The organism is Allobosea sp. 05T439 (genome assembly GCF_056396005.1).
In genome coordinates, this window is sequence record NZ_JBFTKP010000051.1 from 1 (window position 1) to 18389 (window position 18389).

The following is an 18389-nucleotide window of genomic DNA, read 5'->3' on the forward strand; positions in this document are numbered from 1 at the left end:
GCTGGATCCTGTGTTTGCTATGGCTGGGAGCGATCCCGTTGACGGTGGAAACCATCTGGATCAGCTTACTGCTGACGTCGGCGATCTGCCGGCGCGATGAGACCTGTTGGCCAAAGCCCAAAGCTGCTTCCCGACATAGGACGTTGTCGCTGACGATCATCTTTGGCCTGCCACGCTCGGCGATCACATGGTCKAGTTCGCGTGCGACCCTGGGGGCGGCGTCGGCCGGCGGATTGTTTGAGACGATAGCTGTCTCCGTTCATGGCCAAGATGCTGACGTGATGGGTGAGCCGGTCGAGCAGTGCGCCGGTGAGACGCTCCGATCCCAGGACCGAAGTCCAGTCCACGAAGGGCAGGTTCGAGGTGACGATGGTCGAGCCGCGCTCGTAGCGTTGGGGGAACGTCTCGAACAAAAGCTCGGCACCAGTCGGCGACGATCGCAGGAGGCTCGGCAACGCCTAGCTGGGCAAGCTGCTTCATGCGGCCTCCGCCACACGGTCGTTGAGCGGAAACTGCGAGACCCATCCTGCCCAGGCCTTCACGAATTGGATGAATGCATCCTCCGTCGTGACAAGCACCCGGTAGGTCTGTCTCTGCTCCAGCCGCTCGTCCTCGTAGCGCGACAGGAAGGCCATGTAGACCATCACGTTGCCGGCGATCTCGCGGCCGTCCTTGTCGAGGTATATTATATTGCCGTGCGCCAGCGCATTGCGCAGGACGCGGATCACCTGACTGGCGTGGCGTTGCGCAATCGTGTTCGCCTCCGTCGCCAGGGGATGTCGGCCGTGCTCGTCCCGCCAGCGATTTACGTCGTCAACTGCCGCCATGATTCGCGACTGACGCCAAGCATTCGCATCCGGGCTTTTGGGCCAAAACGGGGCTTCAAGGAATTTTACCTTGTCCAAGCGCTTCAGGTGTGTGGCCAAGTCGTGATCCTGCTCCTCCCTGTGCAAGAAGTGCGAGGCGTTCATTCGTTCATAGGGGATTGTCAGGACGGCCGCCGCGGCGAGCAGTCCGAATGATCCAAGCAGCTCGCGTTTGCGCGCCTGATCCTCGAGGAGGCGGATCAGCTCCAACGCGCGTTGCGGATATTCGATTGCGAACCGAGCTGGCACCCCCATAGATGTCCCCCTTCAGACACTTGATAACTGAGGTTATCAAGCATTCCGCGAATCAACGAAGGTTTGCTTTTCGACCGCAATCCAGCGTCCACATGCTTGCTGGGCTCGAGGCTCGCCCACGATCTCGATCGATCACACGGACCATATCATCGAAGCGACTCCAGCGAGCGCGGCGAGCGCCAGCCCTGTCGCGACGTTGACACGAACGGGCCGATACGCACTTTGACATCCGTGCCGGCACCTGTTCCGGGAAAGCTGTTGGCGGCCCGAATGGAGCTCGACGCCAGCCACAGCAGAAAGCCGGCACCGGCGAATTCCAATGGCAGACGCAGCGCCGGAATCGAGAAAGCGAGCTCGGGCTTACCCCTTGCGCACATTCGCGAAGTCTGATTTCGAGCTGCACGTAACGGTGTGGATCGTTCAACTTGGGGGTGTGAGTGGCAATTACTTCCTTAGTGCCGACGATCGAGTGCCTGGCGGACGAAACCGTACTGATCCAAGCCTGGAGGAAAGCGTCCAACTACATCCGCTACCACAACTGGTTTTCGGACACCCTTGAGCTCGACCTCACCGCCGTCAACCTCAGGGATTTCATCTCGGACATCTCCCGTCAGATAAAATCCGGTCGCGCCCGTCATTCGGAGCCGATCCGAATGGTGCCGGCACCGAAAAGCCAGGCATGGCGCGTCGAGAAGGATGGCCGCTGGAATCCCGTCGGCGCGAACGGTGCATCGGTGAAAATTCGCCCGCTCGCTCACGTGAGCCTGCGAGATCAGGTGATAGCGACGGCCTTGATGATGTGCTTGGCCGACCGGGCTGAGACACGCCAAGGCGATCCCACCACCCTATTGATCAGTCCCAACATCGGTTCGATCGTCTCATACGGCAACCGGCTACTTTGCGACTACCATGAAGGATTCGCCAAGCATCGATGGGGATCTTCTACGCTCTATCGCGGGTTCTACGAGGACTACCAGATGTTTCTGGCTAGACCTGAAACAATGGCGGAAGCGATCCACGGGCGCGGTCCCAAAACGCTKGTGGTGCAGTCCGACCTGAAGCAGTTTTATGACCGCGTTACCGACGAGCTTCTGCACGACGCGATACGTGGGCTCCAGCATCCGGCCGACGATCTGGACTTCTTCGATCTGGCCACCAGCTTCCTATCATGGAGCTGGGCGGGCGCAGACCGGGATGAAGCAAAAATCTACGCCAAGCAGTCCGGTATGCCGGACTTCAGCAGGATCTTCCTCCCCCAGGGGCTCGTCGCAGCCGGCTTCTTCGCCAACATCGCTCTTTCGAAATTCGATCAGCAGATGCGGGACCAGATCGGCCTCKACATTCTGCCGGACATCAAACTTCACGACGCGGCTCGTTACGTGGACGATCTCCGCTTTGTGCTTACGGCGCCGACGACCGCGAATACCGAGCAGCTTCGGATTGATGTCGTCGGATGGATTGCGGGCTGCCTGGATCGATCCGCGCCTGGCCTCAGCCCGTCGGAAGAGAAGACTCAAGTGTCACCATTCCGCGCGGACGAAAGGCCTCTGGTTCAGCAGAGCAAGCGGATGGCACGCATCCAAGCCGCGATCTCAGGCGGGTTCGACCCCATCGCGGGTGGGGAAATCCTCGATTCTGTCCTCGGCCTGATCCGTGCGCAGGAGCGCTTGGCGAAAGCCGAATCGATCAATCCGTATGATCCGTTCCGCCCCATTCCCGACGTGCGCGACTCAACCGTCGACCGCTTCGTCGCGGGACGCTTCCGCAAGACCTATCGCTCGCTTCGTCCTCAGCTTTGGCAGACCACCGAAGAGCAAACGCAGCAGGGTAGCGACGAGTTTTATAGTCAGTTCAAAGGCGTTCGCACCCGGGAGGAGCTGGACGATGAGACGCGCGCCTTCGCATTGGAGCTGATCTCCAAGTGGAGCAACGATCCGTCGAACGTTCGCCTGTTGCGGATCGCTCTGGATCTCTGGCCCGCACCTGACCTTCTTGAGCGCGTTCTTGGATTGCTGCAACGCTTCACTAGGAAGGGTGGGCCGCGCAAGGCGCCACGCCGGATCGCTTGGTACTGCCTTTCGGAAATTCTTAGGGCCGGCGCCGTCGAGACCGGTTTCGTGGAAGATGACGAACAGTTGCCGTCCGCGGTGGGTGTCGACGGTTACCGACGCGTTCTTCGCGAGGAGGCTTTGAGAATTGCGAAGACGACCGAAACGCGCCTTCCCTGGTATCTCAAGCAGCAAGCCTACCTATTGCTGGCGACCGCCCCTCCTTCGCTCGATGAGTTGCCCTCGCTTAAGCGCAGGGATCGTTGGCCGTACGCTCGGCTTCTGCGCTTCCTCAACGGCGATCCGAAGAGTTTGGTGGCCGAGGAGTTCGCGACCTACGCTGTGTTGGCGCGCCGCTCCTTCCTGGACGAAAAGCGTGCGGCAAGCCTTGTGGGGCGTCAATTGGGACCGGCGCGGCTAAATGGGATCGCCTCGCTCGATCCCAACTTCGCGGCCGAGCTTGTCGAGCGGACCGGCAAGGCTTCATCTCTTACGCCACGAGCCAAAGCGGACTTGGGCATTGGCGATCAATCAGCCGCCAAATCCAACACGCTCGCCCAGATTGTGCTGGCACCCGAGACGCGCCACACACTGCGCACAGAGCGCGCTCTTCTGAGCTTTTCCTCCAAATTCCTGGAGGCGATCGCGAGCGGTGTGGAGACGGGCGCGATATCTCCCTCCGAGATCGCCTTGGAGGTGGCCCCTGGCCAACGCGAAGTTGATCAGTTGCAGATTAACCAACGCAATCTGGTCGGCGCCTCTATCTACGACCCACCAGGCTGGGCGCCGGCGACGTATCATTGGCGCTTCCAACTGGGCTTCCTGCTACGTTTCGTACTGACCGCTCAAGCCGACTTCAGCAGACCCGCTCGCGGACCTAGCTGGAAGGAAAAGCGGCAAATCTACCGACCGCCGAGCGGCCATTGGCACGAACGGATATATGGCTTCTTCAACGGCCATTCGGCCTTCGGCGATGACTGGCTCCCAATCTCCGATTGGATGGAAAAGTTGCTGTTCGGCCTACTGTGGTGGCCCGGTTGTGCCAGGCGGGCTCTCGACACGCCAGTGGCAGACACCTTGAGAGAAACGAAAGAAGCTATCGACGGGCGACTTGAGGTCATGCGTGGCCTGCAAGGGACCAGCGTATCGCTCGTCCCTCTACGGGCGCCGGGTGCATTTCAGCGGCATGGGAAGCCCCTGCGTGCATGCGTCGTACAAATGGCGTTTCCCTCATCGGCAGACTTTGATGAGACGGATCTCAGAATGTCGTCGACGCCTCGTCGGATCCGGCACCGTCGCCATCTGTCCGCCGCCCTCGCTGCAGTCCGAAGCTCCTTGGCGCTCCGCGAGACCCATAAGCGGATGGAAGGCCGCCTCGATTGGCTCATACTGCCCGAGCTGTCCGTGCACCCCGACGACGTTCAGACACACCTCGTCCCCTTCGCTCGGGCGCATAAGACGATCATTCTCGCTGGCCTGACCTATGAGGAGCTCTTCCCCGGCCAGCCGMTAGTGAATTCCGCGATCTGGGTTTTGCCGACCCAGGATCCAACACGAGGTGTGCAAATCCTAACTCGGCGGCAAGGCAAGCAGCACCTCGCGCCGGAAGAGAAAGGATACGAGAATAGCGGGCTTCTTCAGTMGTTTCGGCCTTGCCAATGGCTGATCGGATACGATTGGTCGGCTGATCAAACCATCGATCCGCTTTGGCTGACGGCGGCGATTTGCTTCGACGCAACCGATCTGCGCTTGGCAGCCGATTTGAAGAACAGATCGGATGTCTTCGCAATACCGGCTATGAACAGGGATGTTAACACGTTCGACAACATGGCCATCGCGTTACATTACCATATGCACCAAATGGTCGTCGTCGCGAACAATGGTCACTTTGGTGGAAGCAACGCGTATGCACCGTTCACGCGATCGTGGGACCGTCGAGTATTCCACATGCACGGTCAGCCGCAGGCCTCGATCGCGTTCTTCGAACTGGACGACATCGCCGCATTCAAGAACCGTGGCGCGAGCGGAGAGCCTTTCAAACCGCCACCGGCAGGCTAGATCGGGCATGGGAAGGGAATGAGCGACGTCACCGACATCGTTGTCGTTGGCGCGGGCGCTGCCGGCGTCGCCGCCATGCGTGTCCTGGCACGATCCAATCGCACGTCGTTATTGCTTGAGGCGTCCGCTCGCATTGGCGGGCGTGCCTGGACCGTCACGCCTAGATGCGGCCTCAACATCGATTTGGGCTGCGAGTGGCTGCATTCGGCTGACCGGAACCCATGGGTTGAAGTCGCCGTAGCGGCCGGTGCCTCTATCGATCGCCGCGAGGCTGCTTGGGGAAGGCAATACAAGGATCTTGATTTCGCTCCGGAGGAGCAAAAGGAGGCCCGGAAGCTCTTGAGAGCTTGGACGTCCGAGATGCGGGAACGATGCCCTCAAAGCGACAATGCTTGGGACGCCGTGTTGCAAGCCGAGGGCGGCGAGTGCTGGCGGCCGTATCTCGAACGGGTGGTCGGCGCTCTTAGCGGAAAGCCGCTGAAGAACGTCTCCGTGGCTGACTACATGACCTACCACGAGGCCAGCACGGAGACCGATTGGCGTCTTCCCGGTGGGTTCGGAAATCTTGTCGCGGCAATCCTGCCGCGAGACACAGTCACACAATTGGCGACCCCCGTGACGGCCATCGGGCTGGAACGGGATGCAGTGAAGCTGGAAACTTGGAGGGGGGCTGTCCGGGCACGTACCGTAATCCTGACCGTATCGACCAATGTGCTGACCTCGGCAGCTATCGCACTGCCGCCAGAGCTCGCGGAGTGGCAAGCGGCGGCAGCAGATCTGTCGCTTGGAACCAATGAGAAKGTATTCTTGGAGGTGCTATGTCCCGCAGCCTTCCAGCCCGAAACCCAGGTCGTTGGCAATCCTCGGTCTTCGCTCACGGGCGCCTATTACATCCGGCCGCTCGGAATGAACGTCATCGAGGGCTTCTACGGTGGGAACGCCGCATCCGAGATCACGCGTCAGGGCCCTGCTTACGCCTATGACTTTGCGATCGGGGAGTTGGTCCGCCTGTTCGGCCCCAGCGCGCGCTCCCATCTCCGCCCGCTAGTCGTCTCCGGGTGGGAATTGGACCCATGGATCCGAGGAAGTTACAGCTGTGCCTCGCCTGGTAAATCGAATGCCAGAACCAGCCTTGCTCGACCTTACGACGGCAGGATCTTTTTCGCTGGCGAGGCGACGCACCGCACGGCGTTTTCCACGATGCACGGCGCATTTTGCAGTGGGGAACGCGCGGCGACGGAGGCGCTGAATGCCTTGGCGATTTAGAAGGGCGCGGGCATCTCGTTGGACGTTCCGCGCTTGGACGATATAGACGCGTCGCCGCAGAGCGATCAGCAAATCGGTATTTTCGCTCGACTTGCGGCTTGCGCCGAAAGCCTGACCTCATGGTCACCAAGGATCGAAGGGGATAGGGTAGGTCCCAATGAGTGACCTCGACCTCGCCGCGATGGCCGCGGCCCTAGAAGGCAGCGGGCAATACCGTGTCCTGCGTAAATTGACCACGAGATCCCCGCGTCCCCATCCCGAAGGTGAGAAGCTTCGTACCGGCCTGTTCGTCGACGTCGAGACTACTGGGTTGGATTCTCGCCAAGACGAGATCATCGAGCTCGCGATGGTTCCGTTCCGATACGGTCTCAACGGCACGATCTACGAGGTTCTGGAGCCCTTTCACGGCTACCGACAACCCTCGCGTCCGATCTCGCCTCTGATCACGTCACTGACCGGAATCGATGATGCTACCGTCGCGGGTAAAAATATGGCTCCGGAGGATATCGCGAGGTTCGCCGCGCCGGCCGCTTTGGTCATCGCGCATAACGCCTCGTTCGATCGCCGCTTTCTAGAGCGATACAGCGAAGTTTTCCGAACCAAACCTTGGGCTTGCTCCATGAGCGAGATCGACTGGAACTCCGAAGGCTTTGAGGGAACCAAGCTCGCATATCTCGCAACGGAAGCCGGCTTCTTCTATGAGCGACACCGGGCAACCAGCGATTGTTTGGCGGCGATCGAGCTTCTCGCGATGCCCCTGCCCAAGAGCGGTACGACAGGTCTTATTCGGCTTCTCGAACGTGCCCGAACCCCCAACTGGCGCATCTGGGCGGAAGGCGCTCCCTTTTCGATGAAGGATGCACTCAAGGCTCGAGGATATAAATGGAACGGTGACGATAATGTACCGCCGCGCTGCTGGTTCACTGAAGTGGCCGATGCGGACAAGGATGCGGAACTGCGTTTCCTGCGCGACCACATATATGGGACCGACGTAGAGCCGTTGACACGCAGGATCGACGCTTACGACCGCTTCTCGGACCGCTGCTGAGGAGAAGCGGGCTTTCTTCGCTCGGGTAAGGAGCGCCTAGGGTGCCGCGTCCGTTTCTTTGAGGCTAGCGAAAACAACAGCGTTTGACGCTCGGGGGCCTAGTATAGCGATACGTGAGTGCGTTGATAGGTGCGGCATAGCCAGCCAGTCTCTGTTTGGTATTGTCGCGCCAAAAGCACTTTAGCCCCGACAAACCCCGAAGCTTCCATCATTGTTGTGGTTGAAAATCTCGCAAGCTGTCCCGAGCGCGAGTAGCGTCCAAAGCCGATCTGGCGTCGGGGCAAAGCCTTTGCTCGGGAGTGGACGCACCAGCATCCAGCCGTCACCTTCAAGACCTATGCGAAGCCGTTTCTTGCCATCACTGCCGCGTATGGCTGACCAGAAAACATGCTGTCCAATAATCCAACTCTCGACTATCTCCTTCAACAATGAGGGGAGTGGACGATCTGTCAGAGCTTCCAATCTCCGGACCATCGTGCCCATCGGCATCCGGTCTGGGCGCGACTCGATCGAGTTGAACACTCCTAGTGGCAATGCTGTATCTTTGAATGAATTCGTTACCGCTAGGATTACTGCAAAGGAGCGAAGGGCGAGACCCGGAATTTGTGGACGATCTTTAGATTGAGCCCGATGAATACGGGAAAGAAGGTCGACAACGCCTGCTTCTGTGTCACCCGCCGCCGCCGGCCAGCCCCTTTTACTGCCAAGCGCACTGACTCGATGCAGATAATCGCCGACAGTCATGCATTGCGAGTATATATCGTCATTCTCTATTGCGCATTCATGCATGCGGTTGACGATGTCATCGGTCGTTCGGGGCTGGCCGCGCTTTTCAGAGAGTAGCACCTCGACCCACAACATCATCGCCTCCGTCGCGAGGCGCTGAAGCTGCCGGGCCTGTAGATGACACAGCATCACAGCAGAATTTCTGATCTCAGCCTCGTCACCTTCGTAAGGGGTGACTTGCTCACAGGCGGCAAACCTTCGACGCAGCCCATCGATGTCGAGCCGGCCTTCCTTAGCAAGGATCGACCGGACAAGGTCGATCGTTGCTTTGCGTCGGCGCATGTCCTTTGCCGCACCCGCAACTCCGCCGATTTTGTGAAAAAGGTAACGAAAAACAGCCGTCTCCTCCGCGGTCGCTTTATGAACCGGAAGTGTGAGCGCCAGATTCTGTACTTCGTCCCTTCTAACCGTTGCGGATTCCGGACGTAGGAGGCGCTCAGGGAGGGCCGAGCAAACTATTGCGTCGATGGCATGGATGGCCGGCATAGCCTCAGAGGCCCAGCTGAACATGCCGCCTTCCTGTTTGAGGAAGCGTAGCGACTTGATCGAAGGGCCATACTCCGTGGGAGCCATAAAGCTCGTTCGCTCCTTCTTGTATCCCTCCCAAGCTGCTCCGGCGAAGGTGAATGCGTCCGCTCCATTCTGTGAAATAAGAAATTTCCTTACCGCCACGTGGCCCCGAAACGGCATCCCTGCCAACGAGTGGGACCATGCGTAGATCGCCTCGTAGCGCTCCACCAAGTCGTGCACTGCCTCCGGCGTCACGCCGTGCCTTGCCACATATTGTGAGGCTCGCCACCACGCCCACGCCATGAAAGTATAGGGTCTGATGTATTGAGTAACATTATTGATGCCCGGTACAGTGGCATCCATTAGATCGAGATTGAGCTGTCGTAGGCCGATCGGGTCGACTCCGCTTTCTTCCACCTTCAATCCGCTGACTATGCGGAAGCCTGGTGTCTCGTCTAACGAACGATCCAGTTCGTCAAGCCGCATTTCTGCCTCCGATCACAGGGACACGTCGATGATGACTCGGCTGCAAGATATGCCCTTGCAGGACGCAATGCGGTCCTTCCTCAGCCGTGAACGCTGCTCGGTCGCGAGGACTATGTTGCATCCCGGACAGGAGGCCGCTCCGGTTCTTCTAGACGTAATGTAGACAATCTTTCCAGGCCTCCCTGTGCCGTCCGCGGCCTTCTTGATCGCCATTCCCTCTTCAGCCGATACGCACTCCGGCAAAACGATGTTCGAGGCGCCAGCAAGGATCGCCCGCCTGAGCTCGTCTATGATGCCCCAATGCGTGGTAGAATTAGTGATGTTCGACCATGCCCGCTTCCATTCGTCAGCAGTCCCGCCTGGGTATATGCGCCGCTCCTCGAGCCCTTCTGAATAAGGTTCGAATAGCAACTTGAAATCGTCATCGAGAGCCCGGCCAAGCCATGACTGAAGAACGCCATGCATGCGGGGAGCGAGCGCGGGGTTTTCGATCACCATTCGTGCGGTGAGAATCGACATGCATTGATCAAGCAAGGTCGGATCGGTCTCCGTCGGGCGGGCGTCCGCGGCCGCCCGCATCCACTTCTCTATGAGGACTGAAAGCAGCTCGTCTGGTGCTTCTGTTCTCGGAACGATCTGGATCATCATGTCAAAGAGGATAAACAGACCCGGTACTCGGTTAGACCCTGGCGGGTGTTCGTCGAGCTTCTTGAACAAACGGTCGAATGCTGTCTCGACTAGTGGCTTCTGAAGCCTCTGACGTCGAGTAGGCTGCTTGTCCTTTTCGCCTTTCCCCCCGCGCTTTCGCGGAAGGGCAGCATCGTCTTCGTCATCGGAGGCGTCGTCATTGGATGCAGGCAAAGCCGTTGCAAAATGCCKAATAAGCGCTTCTATGAGAGCGTCGCCAGAATGGCCCGCACCCAATCCCGACCATTTCGACGCCATGTCTAAAGCGCTCGTCGCTCTTAGCGCGGCAAGATCGCCTTCGTAGAGGCGCATCATGCCCCGTCGGTCGTTCCTTCCGCCGCCCGATCGCTCCGCAGCATCGAAGAGTAATTTTGGGTCGCGCGCAAAATAGTCGAGGATGGCCCCAACGTCGTTCAAAGTGTCGAGGCCGCTCAAGATACGTCCGATGGCTCGCGCAATTGGGCCCCGCCGGGAAATGGCCTGGATGAGGTCGCGCAGAACAAGCCAGCCCCGAAGCTCTATTTCGCCGCGGATTAATATTACCTGTGCAGCCGAGCCAAGCGCGATCGGATCCATAGCGGGAGGGGGCTCGAAGCTAAATGAGCCTTTCTCGTCTACCCTAACAAGGCCAACACGCTGACGGCGCGTCCCCGCTGAAAGGAACGCCTCCCAGTCCTCGTCGATGGCTTCGCCGATTACGCGGCCGACGATCACTCCGCCGTTGTAGTCCGCCACCAATCCTGCACCGGGCGCTTCGGAGGGTTCCCTTTCAGCGGTAATCCTATTGTCGGCCCTCGATGTCTCGCGCCATCCGAAAGACAAAGCCAAATCAACCGGTCGAACGACAACGGCTTCGACGTTCTGGCCAAGTAGTGCCGGGGTCGTAGCATTTGCGCTGCCGGTTACAATGAGGCGTCCGCGCGCGCATTCGATGTCGTAGAGCTTGGAATGAAGTGACCTGCTGTCTTCGAAAAGCCCGCTGGACACAGATTTTACGTTGAAGCCGACGGCGGACGCGGCCACGAAGTCGAATATTGATGGCGCAACCGGGGGAACAGCGACAGCGACATCCTCGCACTCCAACCCCTCGGCGAGCGCCTTAACTCCGTGGTGTTTGGAGAAAAACGGTGACAAAACATTCAGGCGCCTGACTCCACCAAGCTCGTCCGTCATCTCCCTGATTTGGGGGATGAGCGAGCCATCCATCGTGTGGAGCATCCGGCTGCGTCCCTCACCGGGAGCCTGTGACGATCGGCTAGCGATCTCGATGAAGTGGTCAAGCCCGGGCGGCCTCAGACACGTCAGTCGGTTGCCGCGCATCGACTCATTAGAGATCGCCTCCAACATAGCCGCCATGTCGGCGAAGCACTGAGAATCCCTTCCGGGCCGAAGGACTTCCAAAACCTCATTGTTGTAGCCCCATCCGCCGAACGACAGGTTGCCGGATCCGACCGTTGCCCTGACGTTGCCCCCCTCGTCCGCAAGCAAGGATATTTTTGGATGGAAGACGCCGCCCAAGACTTTTATCGGAACGAGATCGTAGTCGCGCCCTACGCCTATCGCTCCGACATCAGAAAGTGAGGAAAGGTATCCTGACAGATCGGCGAGAACCTTAAAGTTCTTGAAGCTCCGGTTCACCGCGGCCAGCGGCACCGATTCAAGGAAAGAAAGGCTAAGGGAATAGGTCGTGAATAGCAGAGATGACCATTTGCCCGCCAATAATAGTTCGCGTGGTGAGAAATTCCTCTGTTCCAAGGCGAATCCTTTAGAGAGAAGTCTATCTTCACAATTTCTGGCGGTGCTAAATTAGATTCTGACATCTGCTCGGTGACGCCCGACGTCGCCAACTATTCTGGCTTGCGGATGTCGTTGATCCCATAACCACGCCTGTGCCCGCGGCAAAGGCGTTCCCACCTGTTCGATATCCAATCAGCACTGAGCGCAATTCCGATAGTATCCGGAGCGTTCGAACGTTAGGGGTGGCCGCAACAGGCAAAAGAAAAGGATTCTTAGCTCGGGGACTGCCATCAGATTTGACATGCGGCCGTTCGGGCCTGGCCCGTTGGGCTTGGATCACGGAATTTATTAGGGGAGTGAGAGACTTTGAGTGCCATTTCTTAGGCGATCTTTGAGGAATGGAAATTCCGTACCAGTTCAACTCTTCCTGCTGTGGGGAATACGAGCAGGCCCACTGGAACACCCGTCGTAGCGAGATAGTCCGTCACCTGAAGCCGGTAGCCGGCGACAGCCTTATCGTCCGGTGCGACATCGCTCTTCCAATCGATCACCAACGAGGGCGTGCCTCCGCTGAAAGCAATCGCATCGGCGATGCCAAATGTGACCGTGTCCGCTGTCTCATCTTCGGCGTAGGCGTAGACTTGGCACTCGGGGACGAGGGCAGCACGAACCGAAGCGACCTCCGGGATAGCAAGTCCGCGCAATACAGCATCGGCCAGTTCGTCCGGCGAGCTCCCCTCCATGGGGTCGTCGCTTGGCGTTTTACCGAGTTCCGTGATGAGGATTGCAGCCCTGGACACGAGCGCGCGCCTGTTCTCAGGCGTTTCGCCAGTCAGTACTTCCTCGAAGAGCTTATGCATGACGAGGCCTCGCTCGCGCCCGCCCTGGATGTCGAGAGGCTCCGCGGCTTCCTCCGAGTTAGCTCCATCACCGTTTCCAACCACTGATGGCTCGTCCGCGATGGGCTCAACCTTATCTGCGTCCTTGTGGCTGCTCGGCGCCTTCCAGATCAGTCCCTTCGAGACTGAGGCGATTGCGGCTGCCTCGCTGGCGAAAACCTCGCGCGAGTGAGTATTCGATGCTTGCGCACCTGTTGTGAAGACGGCGTCGGGATAAGCCGAGACATCGACAGGCGGAAGATCGCCGATCGTCAGCTCGACCACGCCGAGCCAGCTTCGGGCGTCGACCCCGCTGGACGAGCGCGGCAGGATGAGCAGATCGCGCGCCCTGGTCGCGGCGACATACCAGAGCCGAACCCGCTCGCGTGCGATCTCCTCCTTCTCGTCGCTCGTCGCCTGGTCATGCCCGGCCGGCGCGACGCCGAAGACCTTGCAGTAGAGGTGCGAGGTACCGCGTTCGATCACGGCGCCGACGGAATTCATCATCCCGGTCGATGTGTTGACCGGAAGCACGATTGGCCACTCCAGGCCCTTTGCCGCGTGCATAGTGTAGAGCGAGACGGAATCCTCCTGGGCGTCCGGGCGTCCTTCGCCGGCTTTGCTGTMATCCTCCCAGGCGGAGGTCATGGCCTGGGCGAAGGCGCGCAGCCCGCGAATGGCATAGGGGCGCGCCATCGTCAGGAAGAGGTMGACATTGGCCAGCGCGCGCTCGGCCTGGCCTTGGTGTCGAGCAAGCAGCGTCGGGCGCACGCGCATCTCGGCGACGGCCTGGGACAGAAGGTCATGAGGCGTCGTCGCGTTACCGCGCTTGGCGAGGCCCTGCAGACGCGCCAGGACATCCTTGGCGACCGGGTCCACGACATGATCGAGATCTGCCCAGAGCGTGAATCGGCCTGGACCCTCCTGGCCATCGCTGCGAGGCAACGACCAAGTGATGTCGAGCAGCACCTCGTCGGTCAGGMCGACGAGCGGTCCACGCAGCAGCGCGCCGAGTGCCAGGGTATCGCGCGGGTCCGCCAGAACTCGTGTCAGCGCGATCAAGTCCTGGATCTCCTGGCGCCAGAAGAAGCCCTTGCCGGCCTGGGTGGCGACCGGCACGCCGCGGCGCTCCAGCGCCTCCTCGAAGCGCCAGAGCCCGTTGCCCGTAGGCGCCAGCAGAGCGATGTCGCCCGGCCGGCAGAGGCGGATCTCGCCGGTCTTGTGATCGTGCACCTGGTGGCTGCCGATCAGACGCGCGCAGAGTTCCGCAACGGCCTCAGCCTCAGCCGCCTTGCTTGCTTCCGCGTCCCTTTCCGCCGGCCCATGGAAATCCAGAGCTGCCACACAAGGATGCTCGCCGCGATCGGCGTGCCAATGATCGAGTGCGGTGAACCCGGGCTGATTGTTCTCGATCGAGAGCGGGGTCTCAAAGCGCCCGTTGACGAACTCCAGGATCGACCGGCACGAGCGGAAGTTCGTCGCGATTGAAAGGACATTGGCCGGGTCCTGCGCAGCGATGGCTTCGCGCGCGGCGACGTAGGCGCGGACGTCGGCGCCGCGGAATCGATAGATTGCCTGCTTGGGATCTCCGACGAGGAACAGCGCACCCGGCCGCAAGGCTCGGGTGGACCAATCACCGGAACCGTCGACATCCTCGCCACATAGCCGCCAGAAGATCTCGGACTGGGCCGGATCGGTATCCTGGAATTCGTCGACGAGGACATGGGCGTAGCGGGCCGCAAGCGCCTGCCGGACAGGCTCATGATTGCGGAGCAGGCCGCGCGCGGATTCGATCAGGTCGTCGAAGTCGAGGAGAGCGGCCGCGCGCTTGTAGTCGTTGAATTGGTTTATCAGTGGCCCCAGCTCGGCCATGAGCGCCGCCAGCAATCGGCCGGCCGCATTCGAGACAAGCACATTCCAGGCTGCGCAGGCCGCCTTGTAGAGGGTCTCTGCCTCTCCAAAGAGGCGATCACCTTCGGCCTTGGATAGTCCTGCAGCCTTGGCGGCGGTCCCCCAGGGGCCTTTGCGTTGATAGGCCTTGAAGCTGCCGGAGCTTGTGCAAATTTCATCGCCTGGCACTTCGTTGACGAGCCGCACCAGGACGGCTGGCCCCTCATCGGAGAGCGCCGGCAATACTGCTGCTGCCATCCGCTCGAAAACGGCCGTGTACACAGCTGTGTTGGGGTCGACGCAAGGCGCACTGTCGATGAAGGCGCGCAGCGCGGTGACCGCCTGCCTGAAGTCGCCAGCCGGCCCCGCCACAGCCCGCGACGGGGGCGGCAGGATCTCGCGCGAGCGGCGCATGCAATCGGAGACGCGCTCGATCGCAGCGACTGTTTCGCCAGGATCGACCGCGACCATCTCGATCAGGAGCTGGCTGCCGTTGGCACCGAGCCGATCTCGGATCCAGGCGTCCCGGAGGTCCATGAAGGCGAAGTCGGCGTCGTTGCGGTCCGCGACCGATGCCCCTGGATCGATGTTGGCTTCCGCCGGATAGGGCTTAATCAGCTTCTGGCAGAAACCATGGATGGTCGAGCACGTGATCTCATCGATTTCCTGGCTCGCGCGCTGAAGGTGGGCCTTCTGCTGAGCATTGGGCTCACCGTGGATGACACTGGCGAGCTCGACCGGAACACGGCCGGCGGACAGCTCCTCGACGAAATGGCGGATGCGCGCCAGCAACTCGCTGGCCGCGAGTTCCGTGAAGGTGACGGCTGCGATGTTGCGCGGACGGATGCCCGAGACCAGCATCATGGCGATGCGCCCGGCCATGATCGCGGTCTTGCCGGATCCCGCGCCCGCCTCGATCAGCAGGGAACGGTCATGCGCGGTCATCGCAACGATACGGTTCGCCTGATCGGGCAGGTTTCTCGAAACGGCAGTCATCAAAGCGCCTCCCAAACCGCGGCCGCCGGCCCGAGCATTGTTGTCGACGCCCCCTGCTTGCGCGGGTGGTAGCCGTTCTTCGCATTCGCCGGCAGCGCGAAGAGAAGGTCATTGTACTGGTCGGTGGTGTCCGGGCCCGGCAGGGCGCGTCCGGCCTTCAGGCTGTCCCTGGCGGTGGCGAGGTATTGGGTCAGATCCGCCAGCACGGCGTTCGCATCCTCAAGCGGAACCGTCCTTCCCGAGCGCGGGTAGCGCAGCACGGCCTCGACTTGGACTTCGTCGCCAAGCAAAACCTTCACGGCGAAGGCATAGAGGCAGCGCTGGAGCTCCTTCCCACCGTTGATGATGAAGGGCTCGCTGGCCTTGGGAGGCTTGCCAGTCTTGTAGTCGCTGACCCTGACGATGCTGCTGTCGCCCGCCAGATCGATCCGGTCGATGAATCCAGAGATCAGGAAGCCGGTACCGGGTATCTTGACCGACTGTTTGGGATCCCAGGGCAGATCGGCAGAGGCATCGTGGTCGGCGCGTGCGAACGGCACTTCCGCATAGCTCTTCTGCCCCGGCAAGGGCTCCTCGTCCTGCGGCCGCACGGCAATGCCTGCGAGGTCGCGGACATCGTCGAGCGTTCGGTTCCAGATCGCTGGCGGCGGCACGGCCTGTGTGGCCTCGAACTGCGCCGCGACCTCATGGGCGGCCGCCGCGATTGCGATCCGGACTTGCTCCTGACTGGCGCCGGCCAATCCGCCCGCAGCCTCGAGGCGCTTGACGGCGCCATCGAGCGTCGCGTGCAGGATCTCACCGTAGCCCCTGTTGTCCAGGGTCAGCGGCTCCGTGCCCATGCGAGGCGTCTTGAGACCCAGGCCATAACGCCAGACGAAGCCAAGCGGGTCGCGCAGCAGCTTGCGCAACGAGGTCGCCGACTGGCTGCGGGCCAGGACGAAATCGAGTGCCGGATGATCTGCGCGGACCAGCCCGTCATGAGGTGTGATCTCAGCGACATGCCAGTCGATCCAGCAGCCTTCAGCCGAGGATGCGAGCGGCGTCGAGCGGAACTCTTCGACCCTGGCGGCCAGGCGATCGACCTCGCTCATGGCATGCGCCGGCGTCCGGTTGCGCCGGAGATAAATGTCCTCGCCACGGATGCCATGCAGGAGCGGGCTCTTGCCAAGCATGCGACCTTCACCGTCGCGCCGGGGTCGTGACAGCACCACCTCCTGGCGCGTGGTTGCGAGGATGGTCTCGAAATCGCGCCGATCGGCCGTTCCGATCGGAAGCGGGTCGATCTCATTGCTGGGGACGATGTGGTCGGGCAGCAGACGGTCTTCAGACGCCAGCCTCGGCCACGCGCGCGAAGTCAGCCCAAGAAGACGAACGAAGGGACGCGGGCTCGCCGATAGAGCGGAGGCCGGCATCCAGGCGATGGCGGACGGCGCCGGCCCGCTGTCGTCGAGGCGGACCCCGCCAAGCGTGATCGGCACCGCGACCGCGGGCCCATTCTCCAGAGCCTTCAGCCAGATCCGAAGCGCTGGCTTCGGCAGGATCTCGCGTCCGATTTCCTCGGCCTTTGCCAGCCCGCCTGCAAGTGTCTGAACGATCGTCTTGAGCTGCTGGCTGTGATCGGTACCATCTGGCCAGTCCTCGGCGGAGAGTTGCGCCAGGAAGCGGTTCCACGCCGAGAGCGACGACAGCGGCGCATCTTCCGGCAGGATGCGAGTCCAACCCTCGGGTAGGCCGGCAAACGGCCCTGTATCCTTGCACAGCGACGACAGGCGCCGAAGCCTCGCCTGCGAGAGTCCCCGCGAGAGGATGTCGGCGAGTGCGGCCGCAGCCTGACCATCGCGCGTCGCCATCGCGCTGGTGCCATGGACGAAGCGGATATCGAGGTTGGCATCGCTGCGCAGGGTCAGCATGTGGTCGTCGTAATCCGCGGGGCTCGCTGCGGCGATCGCGATGTCGGAGGGATTGGCCCGCCCGGATGCAATGAGTTCGCGCGCCCAGCGGATCGCCTCGATCACCTCGTGGAGAGCGGTCGCCGTGCTGACGATCGTCACCGCAGGCGATGCAGGATCCGCGCGCACTATTTCGACGCCGGCGCCATCAAGCCAGGCCGGCACATGGCGCGGACCGGCCTGCCAGGTGACCGGCACGAGCTTCGTCAGCGCCAGCAGAAGCGGGCGCCAACAGGGCGACATTTCGGTCTGGCCGACGATCTCGATCGGTCCAAGAACCGCGCGAGCATGCTCGATCCGGGCAACAGCGCGCTCTACCAGGTCGCAGGGCCGCATCATGCCGGCCGGGAGCTTGGTGATGACAGCCTGTTCCAGCGCCGCGACCGCCGCAATGCGCGGGTTCTCGGGTGCCCTTGCCTGGAGATCGATGCCGGCCCGCCAGACCTTGTGCAGGGTCTCGGCCGCCGCGGTCGTCATGCCCGGCAGCATCTTGATCCCGTCGAGCTCGCCCAGGTCTGTCGACGGCAGAGCCCCATGGATCGCGCCGGTAAGCGTGTCGTTGTCGATGCCGTGGGAGAAGCCTCCAGCGAGGCGGGCGGCCGCCTGCTCGAAGGTCATGACGGCGGTGCCAAAAGCGCCGGCCTTGGCGAGCTCCACACGGAGCGCCCTCATTGCCATGCGGCCGTGTGCAATCAAGGTCTTCCGCGGATGGTTCAATCGATCCTCCAACAACCTTATGGTAGGCGATCATGCTATCGCACAGCCGTCTGCGGCGAGATGTCAGTGGGACCTATCCCCCGATATTCCGCCATTCGAGCGGCGTCGGGAATTAAGCGTATGGTTTTGCGCACTGGTTGGGATTTGGCGTTGCCTCCACCGTCCACAGGCACATGCGCCTGAAACGCATCCCCTGGCGCGACGCGAACCTA

At 61.2% G+C, this 18389-nt stretch carries 8 protein-coding genes and 1 pseudogene; 3 read left to right on the top strand and 6 right to left on the bottom strand.

Annotated features, from left to right (window positions below):
• Window positions 1-218: 218 nt before the first annotated feature.
• Together AC1DIO_RS31450 and AC1DIO_RS31455 are read right to left on the bottom strand one after the other, a co-directional pair.
• A pseudogene (locus tag AC1DIO_RS31450) lies at window positions 219-434 on the bottom strand (ATP-binding protein); the annotation flags it as partial.
• Window positions 435-476: 42 nt separating this feature from the next.
• Window positions 477-1121, bottom strand: coding sequence for a hypothetical protein (locus AC1DIO_RS31455; RefSeq protein ID WP_476854621.1), 645 nt, complete (start codon window positions 1119-1121; stop codon window positions 477-479).
• Window positions 1122-1558: 437 nt separating this feature from the next.
• On the opposite strand from AC1DIO_RS31455, the gene AC1DIO_RS31460 reads away from it, so the two are divergent.
• The 3 genes from AC1DIO_RS31460 to AC1DIO_RS31470 all read left to right on the top strand — a co-directional run bounded on the left by AC1DIO_RS31460 (window position 1559) and on the right by AC1DIO_RS31470 (window position 7541).
• Window positions 1559-5227, top strand: a complete 3669-nt coding sequence (locus AC1DIO_RS31460) for a hypothetical protein (protein ID WP_476854622.1) — start codon at window positions 1559-1561, stop codon at window positions 5225-5227.
• A gap of 18 nt (window positions 5228-5245) precedes the next feature.
• Entirely contained in the window at window positions 5246-6493 is a 1248-nt protein-coding gene (locus AC1DIO_RS31465) for a flavin monoamine oxidase family protein (RefSeq protein ID WP_476854623.1), read from the top strand.
• A gap of 157 nt (window positions 6494-6650) precedes the next feature.
• Window positions 6651-7541, top strand: coding sequence for a 3'-5' exonuclease (locus AC1DIO_RS31470; RefSeq protein WP_476854624.1), 891 nt, complete (start codon window positions 6651-6653; stop codon window positions 7539-7541).
• A 180-nt stretch (window positions 7542-7721) separates the two neighbouring features.
• On the opposite strand, the gene AC1DIO_RS31475 is transcribed toward AC1DIO_RS31470, so the two are convergent.
• The 4 genes from AC1DIO_RS31475 to AC1DIO_RS31490 form a co-directional block, all read right to left on the bottom strand.
• Window positions 7722-9323, bottom strand: coding sequence for a hypothetical protein (locus AC1DIO_RS31475; protein WP_476854625.1), 1602 nt, complete (start codon window positions 9321-9323; stop codon window positions 7722-7724).
• A gap of 12 nt (window positions 9324-9335) precedes the next feature.
• The gene (locus AC1DIO_RS31480; protein WP_476854626.1) at window positions 9336-11765 is read right to left on the bottom strand and encodes a phospholipase D family protein; all 2430 of its coding nucleotides are present in this window, start codon (window positions 11763-11765) and stop codon (window positions 9336-9338) included.
• Window positions 11766-12127: 362 nt separating this feature from the next.
• A complete protein-coding gene (locus AC1DIO_RS31485) occupies window positions 12128-15511 on the bottom strand; it encodes a UvrD-helicase domain-containing protein (protein WP_476854627.1) in 3384 nt (1127 codons plus the stop codon).
• Complete coding sequence (locus AC1DIO_RS31490) at window positions 15511-18132, bottom strand: PD-(D/E)XK nuclease family protein (RefSeq protein WP_476854628.1); 2622 nt, start codon at window positions 18130-18132, stop codon at window positions 15511-15513. The genes AC1DIO_RS31485 and AC1DIO_RS31490 overlap by 1 nt, the downstream gene beginning before the upstream one ends.
• Window positions 18133-18389: the final 257 nt, after the last annotated feature.

Excerpts from the sequence above, each read along its gene's own strand:
- AC1DIO_RS31475 (WP_476854625.1), bottom strand. The coding sequence starts at position 9,323 with ATGCGGCTTGACGAACTGGATCGTTCGTTAGACGAGACACCAGGCTTC.
- AC1DIO_RS31455 (WP_476854621.1), bottom strand. The coding sequence starts at position 1,121 with ATGGGGGTGCCAGCTCGGTTCGCAATCGAATATCCGCAACGCGCGTTG.
- AC1DIO_RS31490 (WP_476854628.1), bottom strand. The coding sequence starts at position 18,132 with ATGAGGGCGCTCCGTGTGGAGCTCGCCAAGGCCGGCGCTTTTGGCACC.
- AC1DIO_RS31470 (WP_476854624.1), top strand. The coding sequence starts at position 6,651 with ATGAGTGACCTCGACCTCGCCGCGATGGCCGCGGCCCTAGAAGGCAGC.